5 protein-coding genes are annotated in these 23,492 nt (G+C 69.5%); all 5 read right to left on the bottom strand.

Annotated features, from left to right (window positions below):
* Positions 1-115 precede the first annotated feature (115 nt).
* On the bottom strand, positions 116-7,600 hold the full coding sequence (locus ACWPXE_RS22415) for a hypothetical protein (RefSeq protein WP_454019556.1): 7,485 nt from the start codon (positions 7,598-7,600) through the stop codon (positions 116-118).
* On the bottom strand, positions 7,590-18,014 hold the full coding sequence (locus tag ACWPXE_RS22410; RefSeq protein ID WP_454019555.1) for a hypothetical protein: 10,425 nt from the start codon (positions 18,012-18,014) through the stop codon (positions 7,590-7,592). The genes ACWPXE_RS22415 and ACWPXE_RS22410 overlap by 11 nt, the downstream gene beginning before the upstream one ends.
* A 4-nt stretch (positions 18,015-18,018) precedes the next feature.
* Positions 18,019-19,983 carry a hypothetical protein gene (locus tag ACWPXE_RS22405; RefSeq protein WP_454019554.1) on the bottom strand — a complete coding sequence of 655 codons (1,965 nt, stop codon included), beginning with the start codon at positions 19,981-19,983 and terminating at the stop codon, positions 18,019-18,021.
* Between the two features lie 719 nt (positions 19,984-20,702).
* Positions 20,703-22,463 (bottom strand): hypothetical protein, encoded by a 1,761-nt coding sequence (locus ACWPXE_RS22400; RefSeq protein WP_454019553.1) that lies wholly within the window; start codon positions 22,461-22,463, stop codon positions 20,703-20,705.
* A gap of 172 nt (positions 22,464-22,635) precedes the next feature.
* A complete protein-coding gene (locus tag ACWPXE_RS22395) occupies positions 22,636-23,244 on the bottom strand; it encodes a L,D-transpeptidase (protein ID WP_454019552.1) in 609 nt (202 codons plus the stop codon).
* Positions 23,245-23,492: the final 248 nt, after the last annotated feature.

The raw sequence follows: 23,492 nt of genomic DNA, 5'->3' as shown, positions 1-23,492 counted from the left end.
GAGGAGATGCTCGCTTTCTGAGGCATCGAGGTCAGCCACGAAACCATCCGGCGGTGGACACTCAAGTCTGGCCGGGAGATGCCCACCAATCTCCTATCCATGCGCCCAGCGGCACTCAGTCAAAGGGCTGCCACTGCGCGTCAAGGTCGCTCGCGAGCCAAGTCGCGCCGACGCCGGAGATCTTCTGCAGGGCGAACGCGGAGTCGTCCCGGCGCGGTAGCAGCGTCGACCAGACGTAGTGCGCTCGGCGGCGGACCGCGCCGTACACCATCTCACGCGGATCGACGAGCTCGACGAGCGTCGGCACCGCACCGCGGGCATACAGTGGCACCGACAGTTTTGGCCCGGCGGACGACCCGCCGCCCCCGCCTCCGTCCGCAGCCGCAATCCCGTCGTGAGGCGCGGCACCGGCCTCCGCCACGCCTGCCCCGTCGAGTCGCAGCAGCGCGTAGGCCGAGATGTTCGCGGGCAACTGGGGGCGCTCCATCACATCGAGCAGGGTGAGGAGCGGCAGGCCCATCACCTTGGCCATGATGGCGATCTGATCGCGCTCCCTCAGCTTGTCCGCCACCTCGGCGAGATCCTGCGCGATGTTGAGGAACGGCACCTCTCCGGCGCCGGCGCGTGGCGTGTAGGTCTCGGTAAGCGGCTGTGGGGCTTCGCCCGAACGCCGACGCGAGACGTCGATCGTGATCGGATGCTGCACGCTGGTCCCGTTCGGGCTCAAAGTCTCGATCACGAGGAATATGCCATGCTCAAGCGAGAAGCTGACAGTTGTTGGAGTCTGGGGCGTTTCACCATTTCGCCGCAGCGCCAGCCCGACCTCGACGAAGTCGTCCGGGCGCACCTCGCCCCGCTCCGCGACGAGAACGAGGTCGTATCCCGTCCCCGGGATCGGCCGGCCGATCGGCTTGGGGCAGCCCGTGAGCTGGTCATCATAAGCTGGGTCAGTGAAGCGCACGAACGCTGGGGCCTCGAGCAGCGCGCCCCGGCTCGCGGTGCGCAGCTCGAACCGCAGCCTGCGGACTAGGCCCTCACGTTTCACTAGGAGGCCCAGCGTCGCCACCGTTCCGGGCGCGACAGCCACGACGGCGTCGGGCGCCCGCTCCTCTGACCTGGTCTGGAAGTTGGCGAGGACCGCCGGCGCGTCGAGACCGATCCGCCCGGATATGGTCTTCGGCCAATACACCGTCGTGCCGATCCGCAGCGTTGCCTTCTCGATGCTCCAACCGGGTTGCTCGGGCGGGTGAAACGCGGTCCCCACCGATAGAACGATGCGTCCGTCCCAGTCCGGTCCCAGCAGACCCCGGTCGGGCCCGGCGACCTCGACGATCATCGCGTCGGTGGAGCGCGGCGGGCGTCCGAGCGCATGGACGCTCGTGTCGAACGGCGCGAGCGATCGCGCCGGACCATGCAGGGCGGCGACCGGGCGCGGCGTCAGGCACATGTGTGTGCCCGCCTCATGCGAGCTCGTGCGGGTCCGGTCGTCGATGCCGAGCTCCACCGGGCGCGGCGTGCGCAGCCACAGCGGCGTCTCGAGCGCGGTGTGCGCCGTCGTGGCGCCGGCCGGAAAGGCATCGATGCCGAGGCGGCGCGCCATCCAGACCCCGGCGCGCACGCCGACGGCTGAGAGGATATGTGTTGCCGGCAGATAGCCGCGCGCGTCGCCAGCCGGATTGTGGGGTGCCGCGAACCGGCCGGTCCGGCTGGGCAGCAGCGCCGCGGGCAGCCGGGCCGTCGTCGCTTCCGGCAGCGCAAACGTGCCCTGTGCGGCGCCCGAAGTGGGTGCGCCGCTGAAGGCGCGGAACGGCACTACCTCCCGGTCGCTGAGCCAGAAGCGCGTCTCCCGTGGCTCCATCAGGCGGTGGCGCGAGCCGGCGAGAGCGAATCCCACAACGGCGCTGCTCGCGGTCAGGCCCGCGGTGGTGCCGCCATCGGCATCGTCCGCGCGCGCGGCATCCATGAACACCTCGGCGCGCGTTAGGAGCGGGACGAAGCCGTCGAGGATGCCGGGCGGCGCCGACCCCGGCACCGCTTGCGCCTGCCGTTGCCCCTGCGGCGCGCGCGCCTCGTCTCGCACCGCCGCGACCTCGTCCGGGCGATCGAAGCGTGGCGACGTCGAGGTGACGACGAAGCTGTCACCAATCAGCGCCACGCCTGAGGCGAGTGAGCGTACCACCACGAGTCCAGCCGAGGCGGAGGGCGCGGACCGCGCCAGCGTCGCCCGTGCCCAGCCGACGATGTGGTCGTGCGGCGGCGGCTCTGTCACCGTGACCGTCGCGGCGATCGCGAGCGACACGCCCGAGGCCGCCGGCGCGAGGAGGGTGATCGTCGACGACGGCGAGACGGCGGCCGCCGGCGCCTCCTCGGGCCCGGGAACCAAGCGCACAAGCGGGTCACCGAGGAGCGCATCGGACCACACCATGTCGTATGGCGCCGTCTCGTAAATCGGCACCCCGTTCTCGACGAGGGCGTCCGACACCATCTCCATGTCGAGCCAGCCACTCGCGGCGAGGGTCATGCCGGAGGAGAAAACGTCGGCGCCCTCCGCGAGCCGGGCAAAGAAAAGGCCGAGCCGCATCGACTGCTCCGCCCACGGGTAGACCGCGTCGAGCGCGGCTTCCTCATTACCGACGAGTGCGGTCTCGCCGGCGAACGTCGTCTCGTGCCTGCGCCCGGAGCCGCTCGGGACGAGCTCGCTCGCGGCATCGGCGCCGCGCCGTGCCGCCACCGCTGCGGCACCCGTCCGGCGCGATCTCAGCCGCGCCTTGTGGTCCGCCCGCAGCGTCGGAAGTCCGGGCTCGATCGCCCGGTCGACCCGGCGCACGAGCCGGACGCCTGGCACCGTCACCGTGAACCACTCGCCCGCGCCGAGTGCCGCAACCGCCGGAAGCGGCACGTGCACTAGGCTCTCCCCGTCCGCGTCCGTGAGGAACACGAAGTGATGAGCCGACGCGTCGAGCACGACCGATCGCGCCGACGCGCCGAGCGCCGCCTGCAGCACCTTCGCGAGCTCGACCGACAGACCCGACGTCATCGCCTCGGCGATCTTCGCGATGTTCGCGTCTCCAGTCGAGCGCGAGCCGCTGAGGACGACGATGTCGCCCGATGCCTGCATCGCCTTCAGCCGCGCCATCGCCGCCGCGGGCGAGGAGAGACGGACCATCTGGTGCACCGACCATTCTGCGCGCCCGTGCACCGGGTGGGTGACCGTGTGCTTCACCTTCGCCGCGAGATGCACGTCCTCCGCGGCGAGTTGCGCGAGGTCGCAGGGGGCGGCGACAAAGGTGATCGCCATGTCGTGCCGAAAGCGATCGACGCCGGTGCCGACGTCGCCGAGCACGATTTCGGGATCTCCCGCTTGACGCTCGAGCGTCGGGACGGGCCAGCGATAATCGTTAGACACGGCGAGCGTGCCGCTGATCCGTGCCGCGCCCGGATCGCCGGAAGGCGTCGCGTCGAAAGTGACATCGAGAGTCCTCGGCTCGTCGGTGGGGGCGACGACGCGCAGGCGGATCGTCGAGCACGGGGGGGGCGAGACGTCGAACGAGTCCGGGGCGAGGAGGGCGAGCGCGGAGCCGCGCGCGCCCGGCTCGACGACGAGGCCGCCCATCAGTGCCCCCCCCTCGTCCGCCTGCCATTCGACCGCGACGATACGATCGTCGAGCGTGATGACCGGTGTGACCGCGAGCGTCATCCCGCCGAAGGTGCACGTCGAGGCGAGGATCTTCGGCGGCTCGCCGGCGAGCGGGATGCTGTCGGCGAGCCGGAGGCGCGCATGGTTCGGCCCGATGGCGAGGAACAGTCGCGCGCTCGCGTTCGGCGCAGTGCCGTCGTCGAACAGCTGCACAACGGCGCCGGCGAAGCCCACGTCGGCTTCATCCTTGTGGTCTTTGAATTCGATGCGGCCTCCTGTTTGCGTGGGTGTAAGGAGCCTGCGCTCGATCCGGCGCCCGCCGGCGGTGAAGCGGAGCGTCGCTGATTCAGCCGCGATTGCGTTCGCGGCGAGGGATAGACCGGCGACGACGAGGAGCGGGTCGAGGGCGCTGGCGCGCTCGGGATCGTCGAGCGGGATCGCGAGGACGCCCGCACCGGATCCGGCACGGCGGGCTGCGAGCCCCCAGGCCAGCGTCCCGCCGGCCCGCTCCAGCGTCAGGTCAACCGGGCCGCTCGCGGCGACGAGACGCCCGTTGAGACGAAGCTTAAGCCGCCCGCCAACCACAGCACGCGCGAGGCCGGTGCGGTCGCTCGTCAGCGTCACCTTGCTTAGCGCGAGCGGCTCGAACAGGAACGGCCCGAACGCGAGGTGGCCCGCGATCGCCTCGGGATGCTCGCTCAGCGCCCAGACGAAGCCGGCGAGGTGGTTGCGGCCGACCTGTGTCGAACTCGCCGCGTCGTCGAGGCCACGCTCGGAGACGCCGTCGTCGTACCAGGCGCTGGCGAGCTCGGCCTCCAGCTTGTCGAGCTCCACCGGCACGTCGCGGAAGTGGAAGTACGCGTCTGGCGCGCCCGGACCACGATCGACCGGAATTGCCGCAACGAGGGTGACGAGCTCATTGTCGCCATCGACGCGTCTTCGCATGAGCGCGCCCACACGCGTGGGCGGTTCCGCCAGGACGCCTCCCTGGTCGAGGAAACTTCCGTCGGTCCCGGCCTCCGCTGCAAGCGTGCCGAGGACGAGGCGCCCCGCGCCCGTCGCCCTCGGGAACGTGCCCTGCAGCCCCATGAGGTCCCCGGTCGCCGGGAGGCCACGCAGGTCCTGCGCTGGCACTTCTTGCGCCGCGGGGACGAGCGCGAGGCGGCCGGCGTGCGCCAGCCGACGCACCGTTGCCGCTGGCTCGTCCGGATCGACTTCCGCATCCACCTCGTTGATGAGGATCGTGCCGTCGGCGTGAACGGCGGACAGCGCGATGGATTCTCCGTGGAACACCGACTCCAATGCGTGGCCGGCGCCGGTGCGCGCAACGAGACGACTATCCGCGGCGCTGGCAAGCGCCTGCGAGCGGATGCGGGCGGCCCACACGCCGCTCCACGCGCTGCGCGTCTCCGTGTCGGGTGCGTTGTACGGCAGCGGCGTGAACGTTGCGCCCAACTCCGCCGGCGCGATGTCCTCGGCCACGTCCGCGTCGCGGGGCGGCGGAGGAACGGTCGCGAGCGCGAACCCCTCATCGCACAGCGCGAGATCGTGTCTCACCTCGGCCTCGACCGCGGAAGCGAGCAGGACCGTGTTCCAGGCCCGGTCCGGCAGCGCGAACGAGCGCGGATCCGCTTGCCCCGCGAACAAGCTGAGCGAAGGAAGCGTGGTGACGGCCATCCCGACGTCGTCGATCGGGCGCACGCTTGACGGCTCGCCATTACGGTCGTCACCATCCCCCGCAGACGGCTTTGGCATCCCGCGGATGCCCGGCCGCTCGAACGCGCCCATGTCCGGCGGATGGGTCCGGACCGTGGCGCGCGTCATCTCGAATGGAGCCGCGAAGCCGAGGATGAGCGGCGCACGCGCCTCGATGCGGCGCAGCGGCGCGAGCTCGCGCCCGCCCGACGGCTCGCGCGTCGCTGCCCCAGCCGCCGCGAGCGGCATGATCTGCACTGCGGGCAGCGAGCCATGCCGCAGCCAGAGCCAGGGACGCATCTCGCCCTGATACTTGCGCCCCGCCTCGCCGCCGGGATGGGGAACTCCCGCGGTTGGCCACACGGTCTCGAGTTTCAGTCGTGCGCCCGCGCCGAAGCGGACCGGCGCGCCGGCGGCGCTCGGCGGCTGCAACACGAGGTTCGCGACCGTTGCAGTCACGCGGAGCGCAGCGGCGGAAGGCACGTTCCAGGCCTGCCACTCCGTCCCGCGCAAGAGGTCGGGCGTGACGGCGTCGAGACTCGCCTGCCTCAGCGCCCGCTCCGGCGCGTCGGGCAGCAGGCGATCGGCCGTCTGCACGAACGGCGTGACCGGAAGGATCCCGTCGAACCGCAGCGACAGACGGCGCGACACGACCTTTGCACGCGAGAGCACCCATGTACCGGCGTCGCGCCGGAAGGTGGCCACGACCTCCACCTCCTCGGCACCCGAGATCACGATCGACCACGCTCGCTCGCTCGCGCCGGCGCCAAGCCGCCAAGCGCCGCTGCTGCCGCCGGGGCTACCGCTCGCGACCGGGTCGGGCGCCTCGTGGTGTCCGGCCGCGACCGCCGCGAGAAGGGACACCGTGGCGTTGGGAAACGGCCAATGCAGCCAGCCGCCCTCGACCGGCGTGAACAGCCATAGCCAGTTCGCCTCGGTGGACGCCCAGTTGTCCGGCTCGAACGCGGGCGCGGCGAACCCGGTCTCGCGACGAAGCCGCTCCGCGTTGGACAGCATCGGCACCGAAAGGTGCAGCGGGTAGCCGCCCTGGTCGAGCGTGAGTGCCTCGCGTGTCGCCGCCGTAGCGTCGAACACGTAAGTCGCGTCGGCCTTGAGGTTCGTGCCGGGTGATGGTGTGGTTGCGGTGGAGACTGAGGTGATGTCAATCCCCGTGGCGCCGTCGGCGGCGACGCGGAACTCCGCCGGCCGCAGCGTCAGGACGCTCTCCGAGCCGTCCGGCGCGCCCCCAAGCGTCGCGACTAGGCTGTCCGAGCGGACGTGCACCGCCTTCACGTTCGCGTCGGCCTGGCTACGCCTAAGCAGAATCTGCGCCGTCGTGCCGAGCGGCCAGGATAGTGCCTTGGGCGCGATGTTGTACCCCGCGCGCATCGCCAGCCAGCGTGGCCCGGTGCTGTCCGCGGAAGCGCTGGCGAGGATCTCCTCGAGCTCGTCGAGTGCGTCCTGCCAGTCTGCCGTCTCCGGGCGCCAGAGCTGCATCGCGGTGCGCTCGCGCCCCTCGTCGCCTCTAACCGAGATGCGGAACCAGGCCGACAGCGCGACCGCCCGCCACGGCAGCGCGATGCTGCCTGCGATCGCCACCCCGTCCGGCAGGAGGACGATCTCGCTCGCGATGTCGGCGGGGATGACGCGCTCGTCGGGGCGGTCGAGCCGTAGCGCGGCACGCACCTTGTCGAGATAGCCGGTGACGGGGCGGAACCAGATCTCGCCGGCGAGAAGGCGCGTGGCCGGGAGGAAAATCGTCTCAACGTTGGTCGTCGCGAGCGACCTGTTGCGTGGGATCCGGCCGATCGTCTCAAGGACGAGCTCGCTGGTCCGCACGTCGTCGAAGGCATAGCCGTTGAGGGCCGTCGACTGGGGAAGCGGGAGGCTGGGAAATTCACCGTTACTGGTGTCGACTGCGATCAGGCTGAGGCGCGAAAGCGAGGCCGCGGCCGTTGCGCCCCTCCATAGGTCGGAAATCGTCGCGCGCAAGACCGTCGGCCTGCGCAGGCCTCTGATCGTGGAATCGGTCGGCTCCTCGCTCTCGGCGAGGGTGTCGAGCGCCAAGGCGCGCGCGCCCCGCCGCCCGGCAAGGACGCAGGCGACGGACCAGTTCGGCCCGACGACGCGCAGGCGCCCGGCGGTGCGGCCGACGGCGAGCGTCGACCAAGCGCGATCGGGTCCCGTGGTGGACTCGCCTGGACGAGGCTCGCGCCGCGAGTACAGCGAGGGAAACAGCGCGCGGAGTCGGGAAACGTCAAACGGCATATGGGTCTCCCCAACGCGCGGGTGGCAGATTGCCGTGGTGGGTGACGACGGAGAGGATGACGCGCCGGGCAACGTGGAGCTCCGCGAGCGTGCGGGCGAGCGTGGCGACGGCCGCCGCCCCCGCCGCCGACGGCGGCGGGTCGGGGAGCGGAAGCGCTGCGGCCGTTGCCGCAGCGTACACCGCGTCATTGAGGTCGCCGAGGATGATGAGGCGCCCGCCCGCGGCGATCTCGGGCGGGATCGTGCCGATCGGGCGCCAAGTCTCGCCGACCCGGAGCCAGAGCTTGTGGCGTACGTGGGCGAGCGCGGCACCGATCGCGGTCACGTCAGAGGCCTGTGGGAACGGCTCGCTGAGGATGACGCGCTCCGCCTCTTCGATCTCGCGCAGGAGGTCGACCTCGTCACCGGCGAGCTCGGCGGCGGCGAAGCGTTGGCGGTCGAAGACGAGGCGCAGGCCCATCGCACGGTCGAGCGCGGTGGCGGGTGCGTTGCCCTCGGCTTCGAGGGACGGCCAGTAGAGCCAGCGCGGGCCGTTGAGGGGGGCGACCTCGGTCAGCGTTCGAGCGCCGGCAGCGCCTTCAACGCGCAGGCGCACGGAGAGGGCGGCGAGGCGGGCAACGCGGTCTGTCGTGAACCGGCTGCGCGTGGTCGCCTCGGCGACGGCGGCGGCGAGGTCGTCGGGGAGCGGCAGCGGCCGCGCTTCGACGACGTCGAAGGAGAAGGGCAGCCCTTCGTGCCAGCTCGCCGACGGCGCAGGGTAGCCGACGAGAGGGGCGGCGAGCTCGTTTGACACATTGCGGTGGATGAACTGTCTGGCGGGAGCGGGCCGCCCATCCTTGCGTGGCTCGAGCACGGCGACGGTGGCGCGGGCGCCGCTCGTCTCTGCGACGATCTCGATCCGGCCGAGCGGGTCGGGCAGGCACCCGAACGTTCCGGCCAGGCGTTCGCCGGCGAGATGTTTGGCGAGCGCGGCCGGCGCGAGGTGCTCGAACAGGCGCGGGAAGCGGGTCGTGATCCGCACGCCGCTCCGCGGCAGGAGGTACGGCACCGCCGTATGGCCGCCGAGGGCTGCCGCGAGCGTGGCGTGACGCGCGGAAAGATCCTCGAACGCCGACCAGTCTGGTGTCGACGTAAAGGCAGTCGGGTTCGCGCCGGCGGGAACCGGTGGCAGCGCGGTCGGTGCGGGCAGCGTGACCTCGAGCGGTGCCGACTGCACGGAGACTGCGCGGGCGACAACGGTAACGGTCTGCTTGAAGTAGAACGCTTCGGCCGGGGTGACGATGCGCAGGCCGCCGAAGCGGGCGAGCGGAGCCGCCGCCAGGAACGTGTCGGCCCCGAGCCCGTCCGGCGGCGCCTCGCCGCGGCCGGGGCCGAGATGGTCCGGTGGCCACGCGACGTCCGCGACGAGCCCCTCCGCCTCGAGGTCCGCGAGCCACTGGGCGAAGGCGAACGCTACCGTGTGACGTCGCCGCAGGTCCTGGAACTCAAGCTTTCGCGCGACGAGGAGGTTCGACCGGGAGAGTGCCTGCTCGACGTGCTCGGAAAGGGTCAGTTCGTGGTACTCGACCGCATCCGGCGCGGTGAGGAGGCGCAGCCCGACCGCCTTGGGCGTGACGAGCTTGCGCCAGCGCGGGATGTCGATGTCGACGCGGTTTTCCGGGGCGAACCCGTTCGGCACGGCTGGCTCGGCGCCGGTCTGCAGCATGTGGTAGCGGTCGACGACGCGCACGGCGTAGGAGCGCAGGCTCGCGAGATCCTCGCGGATCGGGTGCGTGTAGGCGAGCGTGCCGCGGCCGTCGGGCGCCATGCGCGAGGGTGTCGCGCCCTTCGGCGCGACGAGCGTCGCCACGCGGTCGTCCACCGATGCCGAGCGGAAATAGCGGGCCGACCAACGGATGTAGGCCATGGGCAGCGCCGCGTCCGCCTTGAGCGCGTCCGTCGTCGTGCCTGGGAAGGCCTGCGCGAGGTGGTCGAGAAAGCGCCCGTAGGCGGGCGCGGCTTCCAGCACCGGCGGTTCATTCTGGCGCTCAACCCTGCGGACGAACGCGGTGGGAACGACGTCGGCCTGGAGCGGAAAGAGGCCGAACGGTGTGAGGGCGGGATCGTCCGCGCCGACGACGAGCGGCACCGGCTGCGCGGCGAGATCGTCGCGCCAGAAGCGGGTGTCGATCTGGAACGCGGCGCGCGGCGGGATGGCCTGGCGCCAGCTCAGTACGGCGCGCCGGCAGGTCGCCGGGAGGATCGTGCCGAGCGCCACGTCGGTGGCGGCGGGGAACGTCGCGCTGCGGACCGGATCGTCGAGGTACACGACGGAGAGGTCGGCGGGGAGGGTGACCGCGGGTCCGGCGCCGGCCAACACGCCGGCGGGGTCGTGGAAGACCGAGTAGGAGACGCCGCGGTGCTTCGGCCAGTCGTCGTCGCGGCGCAGCCAGATGGGTCTCGGGCGCAGCGTGAGCTGGACCATCGACAGCGCGATCGGGTCGGACGCCGCGAGCGGGGTGCGCCGCGCGTCGGTCGCCATGGCGCGCTCGTGCTGCAGCGGCAGGTCCATCGCGAGATAGCATTCGCTCGCGGCGAGGTCGGCGAAGGGGGCGACGAGCAGGTGGACGGCGTCGCACGCGAGGCGGATCTCGGCGCGCACCTGGGACTGGGTCAGGTAGACGCCCGTCACCGGGTCGCGCAGGGCGATCGCAACGACAAGGCCGAGGTGGTTCAGCCCGCCCCAGCCGAGTTGGTCGGCCGCTTCGATGTCCTGCTCCATCCAGGTGCTTGGGTCGGGCAGGCCGGTGCCCGTGTCCTCGCTCCCGGGCTTCACCGCCTTGCCGGCACTCACCTCGACGGCGAAGGTTGTGCCGGGCTCGCCGCCGATCGCCTTCGCAGCGCCCTGCTCCGTGAGGCGGACGACGAGGAGCGCGAGGTACGGGTGCAGGCGGCGCTTTGCGACGAACACGCCGCGCTCGACCAACTTGACGAGCGTCGCGTCGACTGTGGGCAGGAACGGCGGCCACTCGAGCTCGCTCTCGTTCCAGGAGAACCAGCCCGGCCATTTGGCCAGCATCTCCTCGGTAGGCACGCCAACGCGGTGGAGGAAAGCGAGAGTCACGGCGTAAGGCGGCGCGCTCGCCTCCCAGATATCGGGCTGCACGAAGGATGTAACGGCGCGACCGGCGAACGGCACGTCGGTCGGGTTCACCTCGTGGATTTTCTGCCACGGAATGGCGAAGCCCGAGCCGCTGATGCGGTCGAAATTGACGTGCGCATCCATCCGCGCCTCGTAGAGCTGGTAAGAGGCCACCGTCTCGATCGCGGCATCGGTTGCGGGTCGCGCGCTCCAGCGCAGAGTGACGCCGCGCTCGTGGCCCGGCCGGGCGAGGTACTCGATCGTGCCCGGATCGACAAGGGTCGCGGAGTGGAGGAGGCCAACGGTGGCGACGAGCTCAGTAAGATGGCGGGGGCCGGTGTCGCTGTGCGATGGCAGCCACTCGAGGTGGTCGAGCACGCGCATCTTCGGCGCGCCCTCGGGAGGCGCTGTGCCGGACGGGCCGAGGAGGATGCGGGCGCGGATCGGGGCGGCGTACCCGAGCGCGGGAAGGTCCTCTCCGGGGGGGAGGTCGCCCGCAGCGGTGCGGACGAAGACGTGCCACCCCGCTCCTGCTGTCACGGTGGCGGGACGGCGCTGGAGGAAGCCGAGGGCGAGGACGGCCAGGGGCGAGGTGGGTTCGAGGCGACGGCCCAGGTGGTCGAACACCCCCGCCACGAGCCCCGGCGCCACCGCGTCGAAGTCGATGGCAAAGCCCTGCTGCGCGGGCGGGGTGGCGGTCTCGCCTTCGGGCAGCACGCGCGGGAGGGAGGTCGGCGCGATCCTCTGAAGCCTGTCGGATAGGGCGACCACAATGTCGCCGTCGCGCAGGCCGCTGCCGAGTGCGCTGGCGAGGCCGCCGTCGTCGGCGTCCGCCGCCGCCTCGGGGAACGCGCCGAGCGGCAGGCGGCGCAGCGGGCGCAGTACGAGCTCGCGTCTGCGCACGGGCAGCACGCCCGGATCGTTGGGCGGAACGCGTTCGCGCCAAGTGAGTCGGCCGGTGAGCGTCCGGTCCGGCGTGAAGCATAGGAGGAAGGTGACGTCGTCGGCGGCAAGCGGGGTCGCGCGCAGCTGATAGACGGCTGTCATTGACAGCGGCCGGCCGACGCTGCGGTCCTGCGCAATCGGGCGGATCGTCGCCGTGACCCGCGTTCCGAGGGAGAGGGTGTCGCCCTGATCGAGGCCGAGGACGGCGACGGAGCGCGAGTACTGGTAGCGCGCGGGAAGGCGGGTCGTGCCGTCGACGAGGATGTCGACGGGCAGGACGCGGGCGCGGTCAACCGGTTGCTCCTCGCCCTCCACGGTGACGACGACCTCGCAGGCAGCGAGGAAATGGGTGATATCGGGCTTCTCCGAGAGCATGCTGTCGGGCTCTCCACCGGGCCCCCAGTCGAGGTCCCAAGCGAAGTTGAGCGTCTCCTCGTCGAAGTATGAGGCGCGCTCCCTGATGTCGGGCGGGTTCGCCTCGAAGTCTGCCTTGTTGAAGTCGAGCACGGGGCCAATGTCGCCGGCGAAGGTGACGGTTTGTGGCCCGTGATGCGGGGTCGTGAACTCGATGCGCGCCTTGTTCCCGGCGTTGAAGGTGCCGAGCCAGGACGGGCACCGTTCCGCGACGACGCAGACGAGGAGGCCGAGCTGGCCGACCGAGGGACGGCCTTGGGGGAGCGCGACCGGCGTCGGTTGGCCTGCTTCCAGGCGCGTGTTCGCGGCGATGGCATCAAGATCCTCGGTGAAAGTGCGCATGAGCCATGCTTGCGAGCCGTGCGCCTGCTCGAGGCGTTCCGCGGTGCGCTCCTCCTCGCCATCCTTAGCCGCGGTGCTCCCGGTCGCGGCGTCGGCGTGCGCGGCGACGCTGCACATCAGCTGCCTGTCGTATGTGTTGTTTGGGTCGAGCGAGCGCCGCGGGGCGCGGGCCGGATCGTTCGGGTCGAGGATCCGTTCGTCGTTCGGCGCCTTCCGCGTTTCGAGATGCGCGGCGTCGCCGACCGTCCTCGGACCACCGTCTTTGTTCCAACTGAACGGGAAATCGTCGTTCGGGTAGGTCTTCGGTGGGGCGTAGCAGCCGGCGAGGAGCTGAATCAGCGTCAGCTTTTCGGTGGCACCGCCGTCGACGAAGGCGAGTTCCACCTCGGCCTGCACGTTCAACCGGAGCGTGACGACCTGCGATGTGGCGCCGGGGGCGGCGTCCTCCTTCCGCCACCTGAGGAGACCGCCGACGATCTCCGGGACGAACACGGCCTCGCCCGCCGTAACGGGAAGGGTAAGGCTGGCGTATGGGACCATCCCATCCGCGTCCGGGTCAGGCGGCGCGGAGACCGGGTAAAAGTACTCAGACGTCGGGCTCGGGATGACCCAGCCGAACCAAAGGCGCTTCCCGTCCTGGGTCGGCTGGCCCCGCATCCGCGCGAAGACGAAGCGGTCGGGGAGGATCTCGACGAGCGGCTCCACGGCTTCGCCGACGGCCTGGGTCCGGGCGGCAGGCGGGACGGCGACGCCCGCCGAGGCGCGCGCGGCGAACGCGGTGCCGCCGAGACCGGGGATCGGCGGGATAGCGCCGGGCGCGAGGAACGAGCCCATATACGGGGCGAGGTCTGCGCGCGCCTTGTCGACGTTGTCGCTCAGGATCGAGGCGCGCACCGTCACCTTTAGCTGTCGGCCGAACGCGCCGATCACGAGGGTGGCGCGGGCACGGCAGCCGAGGTCCACCGCGCCGGCCCACCCGATCTCGAGCACGACGACGAGCTGCAGCTCCAGGCTGAAGCGGATATCAATCTCGATCTTGCAGAAGCGCAGGTTGAGGCGGAACCAGGCGTCGATCGAGAAGCGCGCCGCGACGTCGAGGCCGGCGCCGGCGTAAATGACGGAGTCTGTAGGGTTCGGCAGCCTGAGCCCGATCATCAGCCGCATCGCCGCGGCGACGGTGATCTCGGCGCGCACCTCGGCGCCGACGATGCCGAGCGAGACCCCGCCGCCCACCGAGAGTCGCCCGCGCGCGGTGAAGAAGATGCCGTGGACGAGCATTTCGCCGTCGAGGCGGTAGAGGATGCCGCCACGGCATTCTAGGGTCAGCGGGCCGATGCGGAAATTGAAGAACAGGCGATCGGGCCAACCGAGCTCGGCGTGGAGGACCCCGGGCTCGCTGAGGAAGGTCGCCTCGAAATGCGAGTTGTCGAGGATTTTAATCACCTGGTCCGGCACCGGACGGTCACCGGAGCGACCGAAGTAGGGATTCCTGCCTTTGGTCGTGTGGGCGAGCAGACGGCTCTTCGACGGCTGGTAGGACACGAAGCCGAGCGCGAGGGGGCGGCTGCGCATCGCCTCGGCGTCGACGAAGAAGTCGTCGGTACTGACGGGAAACCAGAGCTTCGCCGCGGCGAGGAACGTAAAGTCGGAGCGCAGAAAGACGAGGAGCTGGAAGATCAGCGTCTTGAGCTTGCGCTCGACCTCCGGCTCGTACTTGGTCGGCGTCGAGTTCGCCGAAGTCATCGACAGCACCGCCTCGAAGCCGATGGACCAACGCGGCGAGCCGCCGTCGTCACGTTCCGGATCGGGCGCCCAGCTCGGCAGGCGCGCGAGGGTCTGGTGCTGCGCGAGTTCGGCGAGCATCAGCCTGATCAGCGTGCCGAGATCGGGCTCGTCCTCGAAGCGCTTGATCATCACAGAGGTGTAGCGATAGCCGAAGCCGAGCCCGACCTGGCGCAGGTAGAGCGGCAGCGGGCCGATTTGGTAGCTGATCCGCGCCGCTTCGACCGCGATGAACCAGCCACGCTTCCAGCCGTCGGCGGCAACGGCGCGCAGCTTGGTGAAGGCGAACGCGGCGGAGAGTTCCGGCAGGCCGGGGATGAGGACGGTTCCCTCGCCGCCGAAGCCGTCGATCCGCTCATCCTTCATATACTCGACACGTCCGGCGATCTTGAACCCGCTCGAGGAGATCGCGACGCGCAGGCCCTTCGCCTCGATCGGGGGTAGCAGGTCGTTCACGTCGGGCAGGCCGAGGTAGAGGCGGTGGAAGTCGACCTCGACGGAGAGAACGTCGCCGAGGTCGGCGAACGCGATCTGCCCGGCGATGATGATCGCCGGCCTGTCGAACGAAGGATAGCGCGGATGGAAGCCGATCCCGCGCACCTCCATGTCGAACAGTTTCAGGACCTTGAACCGGCGCGGCTGGGTCAGGGTGGCGACGAGCGAAATGTGGTCGAAGAACTCGTCGCCGAGCGGCGCGTCGGCGAATTCGCAGCGGATGCTGCCGAAGTCCTCGAGCAGGTTACCAGTGAACTCGGCGCCCTCCGGGCGGAACTGGAGCGATCCGCTGATGCGGAAGAACCAGGCCGCCGGCTTCGTGCCGCCGCCGTCGTCCATGTCGATGGTGAGCTTGGTCAGCTCGAAGCGGCATCGCACGCCGCGGGTGAAAATCGGCGCGTCGCCATCACCGAGGCTGCAGTCGAACTCCTTCAGCGCGATCACACCGCTCGCGCTCTGTGCCATGCGCACCGCGATCTCGACCGGGGCGGCGTTGAGGAGGTCGGGCAAGTTGCCGGAGCCCGAAATCATCAGGTCCTGCATCCGCCCGCCGACGATCGACAGGCGCGCCGCCGTCAGCGCGAACGGCTTGCTGAGGCCGGGCAGCTTCAACGCGACGGGGACGAGGATGGCGTCGAGGTCGAGCCCGCCGGTGCCGAGTGCGAAGCGGTCGACGCGGAAGACGAGACCGGTGCCACCGAAACCCTTGTGGCGCAGAAGGAGGTCGACGTCCCTCGTCCCGTCCGTGCCGTCGGGCACGCCGAGGACGAAGCGGCCGTCGTTGAAGGTGATGGCGAGGACGCCGATCGGGCTCTCGTCCGTGCCCTTTCGCAGCGCGCGTAGCTCGAAGCCGAGGAACTCGAGGGGCTTGGATATTCGGCTCCGTCCGAACGCGGTGGGGTCGAGGACGTCCCTGGTCCAGGCGGGGAATGGGTTTTCCACCGGCACGTCGACCGTGAGCCGGGCCGGGCCCTCGACCGAGAGGGCGAGGTCGTCGATGCCGAAGCGGAAGCGGACGGTGCCCTTGACGGTGGTTTCGGCCGTGAGCGCGACCGCGAGCTCGGTTGCGAGGATCACGGCGGTCGCGTCGGCGTCGACACAGAGTTCAGTGATCCTGACGTTCACGCTCCGCCCCTCGCCGAACAGCTTGAGCGCGGACTCAAGGAGGCGCGTCTGCACAGCAAGTTGCCAGAGGCCGGCCTCGCGCAGCCTGAAGCCGGCGAAGGCGGAGGACGGGAGCGGCAATGCGGCGCGGTCGGACGGTGGCGCGCCGGGGCACGCGTCCTCGCCGAGGCTGTTCGCGGTCGGTGCGGGGATAAGCGAGGCGAACGGGTGGTCGCTCGTGTAGGCCTGCAGGAAGCGCGGGCGCTTGCCCTCGCGCCATCCCGCGACCGCGACCGCGACGGAGCCGCTGCCCGTCCCACCAAGGAGCGCGCGCAGGAAGGGCTCGCGGCTGGTGGCCGGGCCGGAGGGCTGCACCTGCCGCGCGCCTCCGGCGGGGTCGGCGAGGGAAAAATCGATGACAGCTTCGGCGACCGCCCGGCCTGAAGCGAAGGTGGGGGCGGTGTCGAAGTTCGCAAGCCAGGCGAGGCTGTTCACCCCGTCCGCCTCGGCGCGGTAGACGATGCTCTGGCTCGACGGCCGCGCGAGGCGGAGGGTGAGGCCGAGCAGTGACAGCGTCATCGCCTCGGTGCCGGTGGTGATGCCCGACACCTCCGGGAGCTGCGTGGTGGGGACGGGCAGGACGACGCCGCTGCGAAGCTGCTCCGGCGTGAAGCAGAGTCGATCGTCATTCACGACGCCGGCCGGCGGCGTCACCACCGGAAGTGCCGCGGGGACAGCCGCGGCGGCGAAGGTGTTCTCGCGCCAGTCGAAGCGGAGCTGCACATCACGGCCACCGGCGGGGCTCGCGAACGAGGCGATCTCGATCCCCGCGACGAGGGGCGCAGCGTCTCCCGGGATTGGCCCCGCCGGCGCGGCGCCGAAGAGGTCGTGCGCCAGCGCCTTGAGAAATTGGTTGCCGTCCTGCCGCCAGGCAAGGAAAAGGCGGCTGTCCGCATCGACCGTGCCGTCGAGGAACTCGATGCCATAGTCGTTCGCGCTGGAGCCGGCGGGGGACTGCGCGAACGAGAGGCGCGGGATGGGGATCTGGTAGGCCGCGTATTCCGCGCCCTCGCCCTGAAACAGCGTGCGGGTGGTCGACGGCGGCGCAGTGAGCAGGCGCAGGTCGCGTAAGTGCACCCTGAGGTTCGCCTCGTACAGGGTGTGGCCGTCGCCGTACTCGAGCTTCAGGCCGCCGACCTCGAGCACGGTGTCGAGGCAGACCCTATCGTCGTGCGCGAAGAAGCCGAGCCGCAGCCGCCATGCCGCCGCCGAGGCACGCAGGAGGCGGAACGGCAGCGTGAAGAACGCGCCGTCGCCGCCGGGCGCCCGCTTCCATTCCGCGAGCACCACCCTGAGGGTGTAGGAGGCGCCGCTCCACACGAGGTCGAGGCGGAAGTCCTCGTGCGGCAGCTCGATGCTGCCGAGGAGCAGGACGAGGCCTTTCGTCTCGAGATGGATGCGTGGGCTGCCGCCTGCGGGCGCGATGCGGAAGGAGCTTTCCTTCACCCTGAGGCCGATTGGGAGCGTGATCGACAGGGGGAGGTCGACGTCCCACGTGAGGGCCGGGGCGTCGGGGATTGCCACCCCGACGATCTTCGCGAACCAGTCGAGGAGGCCGGGCATCTCAAACGGAGACCAGACACCGACGTCGAGAAGGGCGAGCGGGATCCAGCCCGAGGTGATGCCGAAGCCGACGAGGTCAAGCCGCAGCGCGAAGTTTGTGATGCCGAGCTCGGACCTTTGCGCCAGCGTCGCAAAGCCGACGCGGACATCGACCGCGACGCTGGCGCCGACCTCCAGCGCGTCGGTGGCGGCGCCCGAGACCGCCTCGCCGACGGTCGCCTCGAGCGCCCAGGTGATGAACAGCGCAAGGAATGGGCCGCCGGGGTCGCCGTCGGCTACGGCACGCGGGCGGATTTCGAGCCGCGCCTCCTTCGGTGTCGCGGTGGCCGACGCGCCGAGCTTCAGCCCGAGTAGCTCGGGGATGTCGCCCGGGGCCGCGAGGGTGAGAACAATAAGCTCGGCCTTCTCCGGCTCCCGCGGCCAAGTCCCGGTGAGTTGCAGCGTGCGCTCGTTCGCGTCGACGACGACCGACAGCTGCGGCGCGGACGCTGCCTGCTCGACGATGGTGAGCACGACGTGATGCGATGCGGCGGGCGATCCGTCGGGGGTGAACAGTTCGACCCGTGTGTCGACGAGCGGAAAGGGCATTGGCTCACGCGATGAGAATGGAAGGGCGGAAGTGGAGACCGTCGAGCCGCGGCGCGACCGGCGACACGGGGGTCTCGCTGGCGGCGATCGTGGCGGCCTTGGCAAAGGCGGCGATGTTGCCGCTGACGAGCGCCTTCATCACCGCGGCGCGGATCGCCTCCGTCCCGCCGTTGATGGTGGGCGCGAGGCCGAGGAGCCTCGTCGCAACGGCTTTGAGCGCCGCGACGAGAGCGGCGGTCGCTGCGGCATCGCCGTGTGCGATCCGCTGATGCTGGGCGATCGCTAGGCGGATCGCCCGCTGATAATCGTAGAAGCCGCGGGCGAGACCGAGGAGATAGGCATCGACGGCCGCGTCGGTCCCGCGCGCCTGCATTGGCAGCGTCGCGTGCCGCAGGCTGCCGTTGCCGAACGTGATCGAGCCGACCCAGAACCGCGGCGCCTCTCCGCCCCCGGCGGGAGGATCGCCCTCGATGTTGGTGACGTGAGCCGCTACCACGGCGTGGTCCCAGGCGACGGCGGTGGCTTGTCCGCGCACGGAGATGCCGCACGCGACCTGCTCCTTCGAGCGCGCGAGCGCTTCAAGTGCGGGGCCGCCCATGAGGATGTGGAGCGCCTCGGCGAGATGAATGAACGACAGCAGCACCTTCGCGGGACGTTCAAGCGGGTTCTGTTCGAGCGTCGTCCAGCGGCCGCTGGCGCGCGCCACGAGGGCGCCGACGGTCTCGCCCCAGTGCGTGACGTCGTTCTCCGCCTGCGCGGTCGAGGTGAGCGTAGCGAAGCGGCGCGTGGCGTCGCGGATATGATCCGCTGCCTCCGCCTTGGCTTCGCGCTGCGCTGCGGTCGTGGGATTGGTGACCGCTTCCGCGTCAAGGCGTGTGCGCATCGCGGCATAGGCGTTGCGGGTGACCGCAATGAGGGTGCTGCTGTCGAAGTCGAGCGCGTCGAACGGCGCTGGCATGAGCACGCGGCGCTGCACCGGGCGGCTGCCCTCGCGCACGGTCCGGCGCGGCGCCGGCGGCACGAACGTCACGCCGAGCGAGCCGAGAGGAAGTTGTGGTCGCTCGAGCGCGCCCTTCAGCGCGGGCTTGGGCGGCGCGATCCAGCCGGTGATCGTCGGCCGGGCACGCTTCTCGTCGGCCGCATTGCCGTAGCCGAGCTCGTCGTGCTCCGGGTGGTAACCGAGCTTGCGCTGCAGCACCGCGTAGAGGTCGACCTTGTTGGGCGGCCCTGCGGTGGTCGTGCCGCTGGCATCCGCGGCACCCAACAGGCGGACGAGGGCGAGATGGACATGCCCCGCGTTCATCCGGAAGGGGGAGGTGAGGGTCCGGCTGTCGCCACGCTCGTCGGCGTTGCCGCTCTTACCCGCGAAGCCAATCAGCTCTCCTTGCTCGACCTTCCGGCTTTGTGCGGCGGGGACGTCGGGGTGCGCGGGGGCAAAGCGGTTGAAGTGGCCGTAGTCGAGTCTGTACCCGACAACCCGGGTGCCGACGGTCACCTCGAACGAGAGGGCGACGCGATTGCCGAGACCCTCGATCGCCCGCCGTCTCATGTGGACGGAACGCCCGTCGATCACCTCTACTTCGAAGCCGTTCGTCGTCTGTTGGTAGGCCGTCTTGAGCGTCAGGGTTCCGCCGACCAGCGCACGAACGCCAACCTCGAACGGGAAGGGCGCATAGCCGGTGTAGACGTCGAAGCCGCCGTGCCCCCGATGACGGCCGTCCTCATTGGGCGTGTCGTGCAGGAAGCTGTTCCAGGGCTCGAAGTAACCGTTCTGGATCATCGGCTCGATCGGTGAGCCGAGCGCATCGTGCCTCGGGTAGAAGCCGCGCAACTCGCCGATGTAGCGGCTGCGTTGCGGGTCGCTCCGCGGTGGCGAGGCGAGCTGGATCGGATAGAAGTCGCCGAAGAGCGGGCCGCTACGGCGGAAATGCTCCTGTAGGGCTTCGCGCTCGAGATTGAGGTCGATCATCGGCGCCTTTCCAAAGGCTGATGAGATGCATGTGCGATTACGCTCTGCAGGAACGGGCACATGCGGTCATTGGTCAGAAAAACCAATAAGAACAGATGCAGAGTCATCGATCGGACGCGGGGGTCGATGGCCGTTGCCATCACCCGAACGCAGCAACGTTACTCGCGATAACAAACAAGAAACAAAATAGATTTGGTGGATCCAGATAGCCGCGAATGTATTCTTGCTACTCTTATTTGGAAGGGCGGCATGCCATCGTATGCTCGTACTGCATTATCTTTGGGTTATCGGATGAGGGCACACACGCATCGTGCGGCGATCAGCCCGCGTTGGGCTTGCGGCGGAACGGGCGCTCGGTGCGGGTTGCCCTTCCAGCGGTCGGCGTGGCGGATGTAGCGCAGGGCGACGTCGGTGCTGCGATGGCTGGCCTGCGCCATAATCTTCTTCAGCGGCGCCTCGGCGGCCTGCCCCCGAGTGATCTTTGCCTGCGTCCTGGCGCGGGCACCCGGGATGCTCCACAGAGCAAATCGCTCCGCTGGTTCGCCGCCACACCGATGCCGCTGAGCCTGGCGTTCCGCAACGGCGTCCAGGCCGCTCCACGGTCAAGAAGGTGTTCCTAATGAAGCTCCTTGATTGCACCCTTGCGGAACTGCTCCGCGGCGCGTCCCGAGTGAAAGCACACTGAATGAGGTCATGGGTCTGCTCCGTCTCGATCGGCTCTACGGGTTCTTCTTTTCGGGCGTCTCAGTCGAGGCCGGCGGTCGCGCATCGTGGGCTTTTGCGACCAAATAGGTCGCATGACTCGCGAACAGCAATGACGTGAAAGTTGCGCCCAGCTCTGGCAGAGTCGTGAAGATCGCGGCCTTCGCACCGATCAGCTGCGCGGAGCCGATCGTGGTCATCGCGACCAGAATGGAGAACAAACCAAGCACGAGCGTGACCGTGATGACGACGTTCTGCAGGCGTGTCACATCAACCGTGTCGGCGTTCGCCTTCTCCTCTCCCATGAAGACGTCGGCGATCGATGCCAGGCGCGGAGATGGCCGTTTGTCGAGCCCTTCCGATTCGGCACCAAAGAACGGCACGCCGTGCCTGCGCAAATCCGCCTCGCTCCCTCGAACCGAGAGGTCCACATCCTTCGTCGGCAGAATGAGCGCGGAAAGCATCGGCGAGACGGCCGCTATTCCAAGCGCTGCTGCGACCGAGGGGGGTATCTGCGGAAAGGCTCCGAACTTAGCAATATCCGTGGCTTCGGCTGCGCTCGCTCCCGCGGCGATAGCCGCGGGTCCGGCGATGCCGGCAAAGCCAATATTGAACAACGCGAACACCGCGTAACCAGCCAGTGCAACACTGGTCCATAGCGTCACCTGCGCACGCGCGAGTGACACGCGATTGCGGGTATCGACCCACACGCCGGCGACGCGCTGTTTGGTGCCGAGCCCCAGCGCCACGGTGACGCCCACGATCCCGCCGACCAGCATCAGGAACGGAACTAGGATGGAAACCGATCCCGCGACCGACGTCACCCCGGTCAGGTATGCGGAGGCGGTGTGCAGAAGCTCGAAGATGCCGGCGGTCCAGCTATGCATCTGATCGACCTTGATGGCGGCGCGCCAGATCGTATTGCATCCGTTCCTGCTCGGATTGGCTGGGCATGTCTTCGCGTCTGCGAGCACAGACTTTGCTTTGTCGGCGTCAGGCCATTCATAGAGGCCGTCCTTCTGGGGTGGGGCCGCATTGTCCTTCAACAGCTTGCCGCATAAGTCAGACTGCTGCCCGTTCGGAAACGCCTTGTAGTCTGCCACACAGGCGTCGGTCACGGCGGCCAGAAGCTCGTATTGCAGGGTCGGGTTGCCGGTGATGAGAAGGTTTCGTGCATTGCTCATCGATCTGCCGGTCCACACCGACATTGCGCCGCCGGCAAGAAAGACCGCCGCCGCGACGATGCCGATTACCCACGCGACCTTCCGGGAGGGATTGACACCGTCTGGCTCGGGCAGGCCGCTGCCGGTGATCGCCGAAACGAACGGCAACTCGTTGTCAGCCGGCGCTTTCGTGGTTTCGAACAGACGATAGATGCGTCCATTGGCGCCGTCGCCAACCACGAAATCGCCGCCGCTAGTCACGCCTTGCTCAGTGATCCAACTCACCGCCTTTGGCAACGGCGGATCGAGACGCGGGCTGCCGGTTATCGTAACGCCCCACAAGGCGGCACGCAGAGGGAGAGCGACACCGCTCCATGTTCCGCCCTCAACCGCGTCCACGGTCGTGATCATCTTCTGGTAGCGCTCGGCTTCGGGCGATCCGATGCGCGGAGGCGGGAGCTTGCGCAATCTGCCGTCGAGACCGCGCTTCTTGGCCGTCGCAGCGAGCTGGCCTGCGACCGCATAGAGTCGCGTCAGGGTCGCGTCGGCACCATCCTTCGGCAACACCTCGCTGGTTTCTCCCCATACTGCTGCGGCCACTTCACGGTCGGCCATTATCTCCCCCCAAAGCGCTGAAACACTGGATTGGAGTCGGCAACGAGCGCGACCGCCATCCGTGCCACGAGTCTCAGACAAGACAGGTTGGCGCGGATTATCCTCGCGCTGCTCACCGCGGCGGCCATTTTCATCGTCGCAAACCGCCTCAGCGCATTCTGAAAACCGTTCCTTAGGGATGCCAGACGATCGGCGGCGGTTGAGGACCGATGATCGCGTCGATGCCAGGGGGCGGGTCGCCTGCGTCCTCGCCGGTGTCCGGAGCGGCCTCACCACCGATGGCGATGTTGAGCCGTACCGCCTCGCAAATCGGTCGGGTTCCTGCGGTGGCGCGGGCCCGGATCGCGCTCATCAGGGCTGACATGTTACCGTCGCTCAGGCGCAGGCAGCCGTGTGTGGGGCGCAATCGCCCTCCGGCGCCGGCCTTGCCACCGTGGATCATGAGGCCCGTCCGACCGTTCCGTTGGGCTTGCAACGCCTCGCCGTTGACCGGCAGCAGGACGAGCCCGCCGTTTGGGCCGTAGGAGTCGGGGTTGTACGCCGTTCCGGCGCCCGTCGCCACGGCGGCCGGGACTTCGTACTGGCCCTTTGGCGTGTCTCCGTAGGGCTGTTTGGGATCCCGACCGGCGTTGCCATGCCCGACGGCCGTCAAGTTGTCTGATTTGCCCAGAACATCGAAGGGCCCGGCAAGGGTCTTGCCGGCCTCATCCTTCAAAATCAGCCGGCCAACGCTGCGCCGGTCGTCCGGCAATTCGACGATGATCTGAAGCAGCTCACCCATGCATCGGTCCTCCACCCATGGCCCACCCTGGAGCCTGCGGCCGCCAGCCGGCCGGCCGTCGTGTTCGGGCGGCCGCCGGGCAAGCCCCATCCGCGGGACGGGGTTGGAAACGCTGGTCTCTTCGTCCGCGTCCTAGGGAGGCCACAGTCGCGCTCGCATCACCTGTGGTACCGAAAGGCAGGCCGCATGGTACGGCCTGCCCTTTTCCAGGTTTCACGGATCAGCGTTGTCGGAAGCGACAATCGACG

It is taken from the genome of Azospirillum sp. Marseille-Q6669 (genome assembly GCF_965111635.1).
The sequence above is the reverse complement of the archived record's forward strand: the minus strand, read 5'-3'. Positions and strand labels throughout refer to the sequence as shown.

What these genes read in the sequence shown, in the direction of transcription:
- ACWPXE_RS22415 (WP_454019556.1), bottom strand. Translation starts at nt 7,600, where the DNA reads ATGCCGTTTGACGTTTCCCGACTCCGCGCGCTGTTTCCCTCGCTGTAC.
- ACWPXE_RS22410 (WP_454019555.1), bottom strand. Translation starts at nt 18,014, where the DNA reads ATGCCCTTTCCGCTCGTCGACACACGGGTCGAACTGTTCACCCCCGAC.
- ACWPXE_RS22405 (WP_454019554.1), bottom strand. Translation starts at nt 19,983, where the DNA reads ATGATCGACCTCAATCTCGAGCGCGAAGCCCTACAGGAGCATTTCCGC.
- ACWPXE_RS22400 (WP_454019553.1), bottom strand. Translation starts at nt 22,463, where the DNA reads ATGGCCGACCGTGAAGTGGCCGCAGCAGTATGGGGAGAAACCAGCGAG.
- ACWPXE_RS22395 (WP_454019552.1), bottom strand. Translation starts at nt 23,244, where the DNA reads ATGGGTGAGCTGCTTCAGATCATCGTCGAATTGCCGGACGACCGGCGC.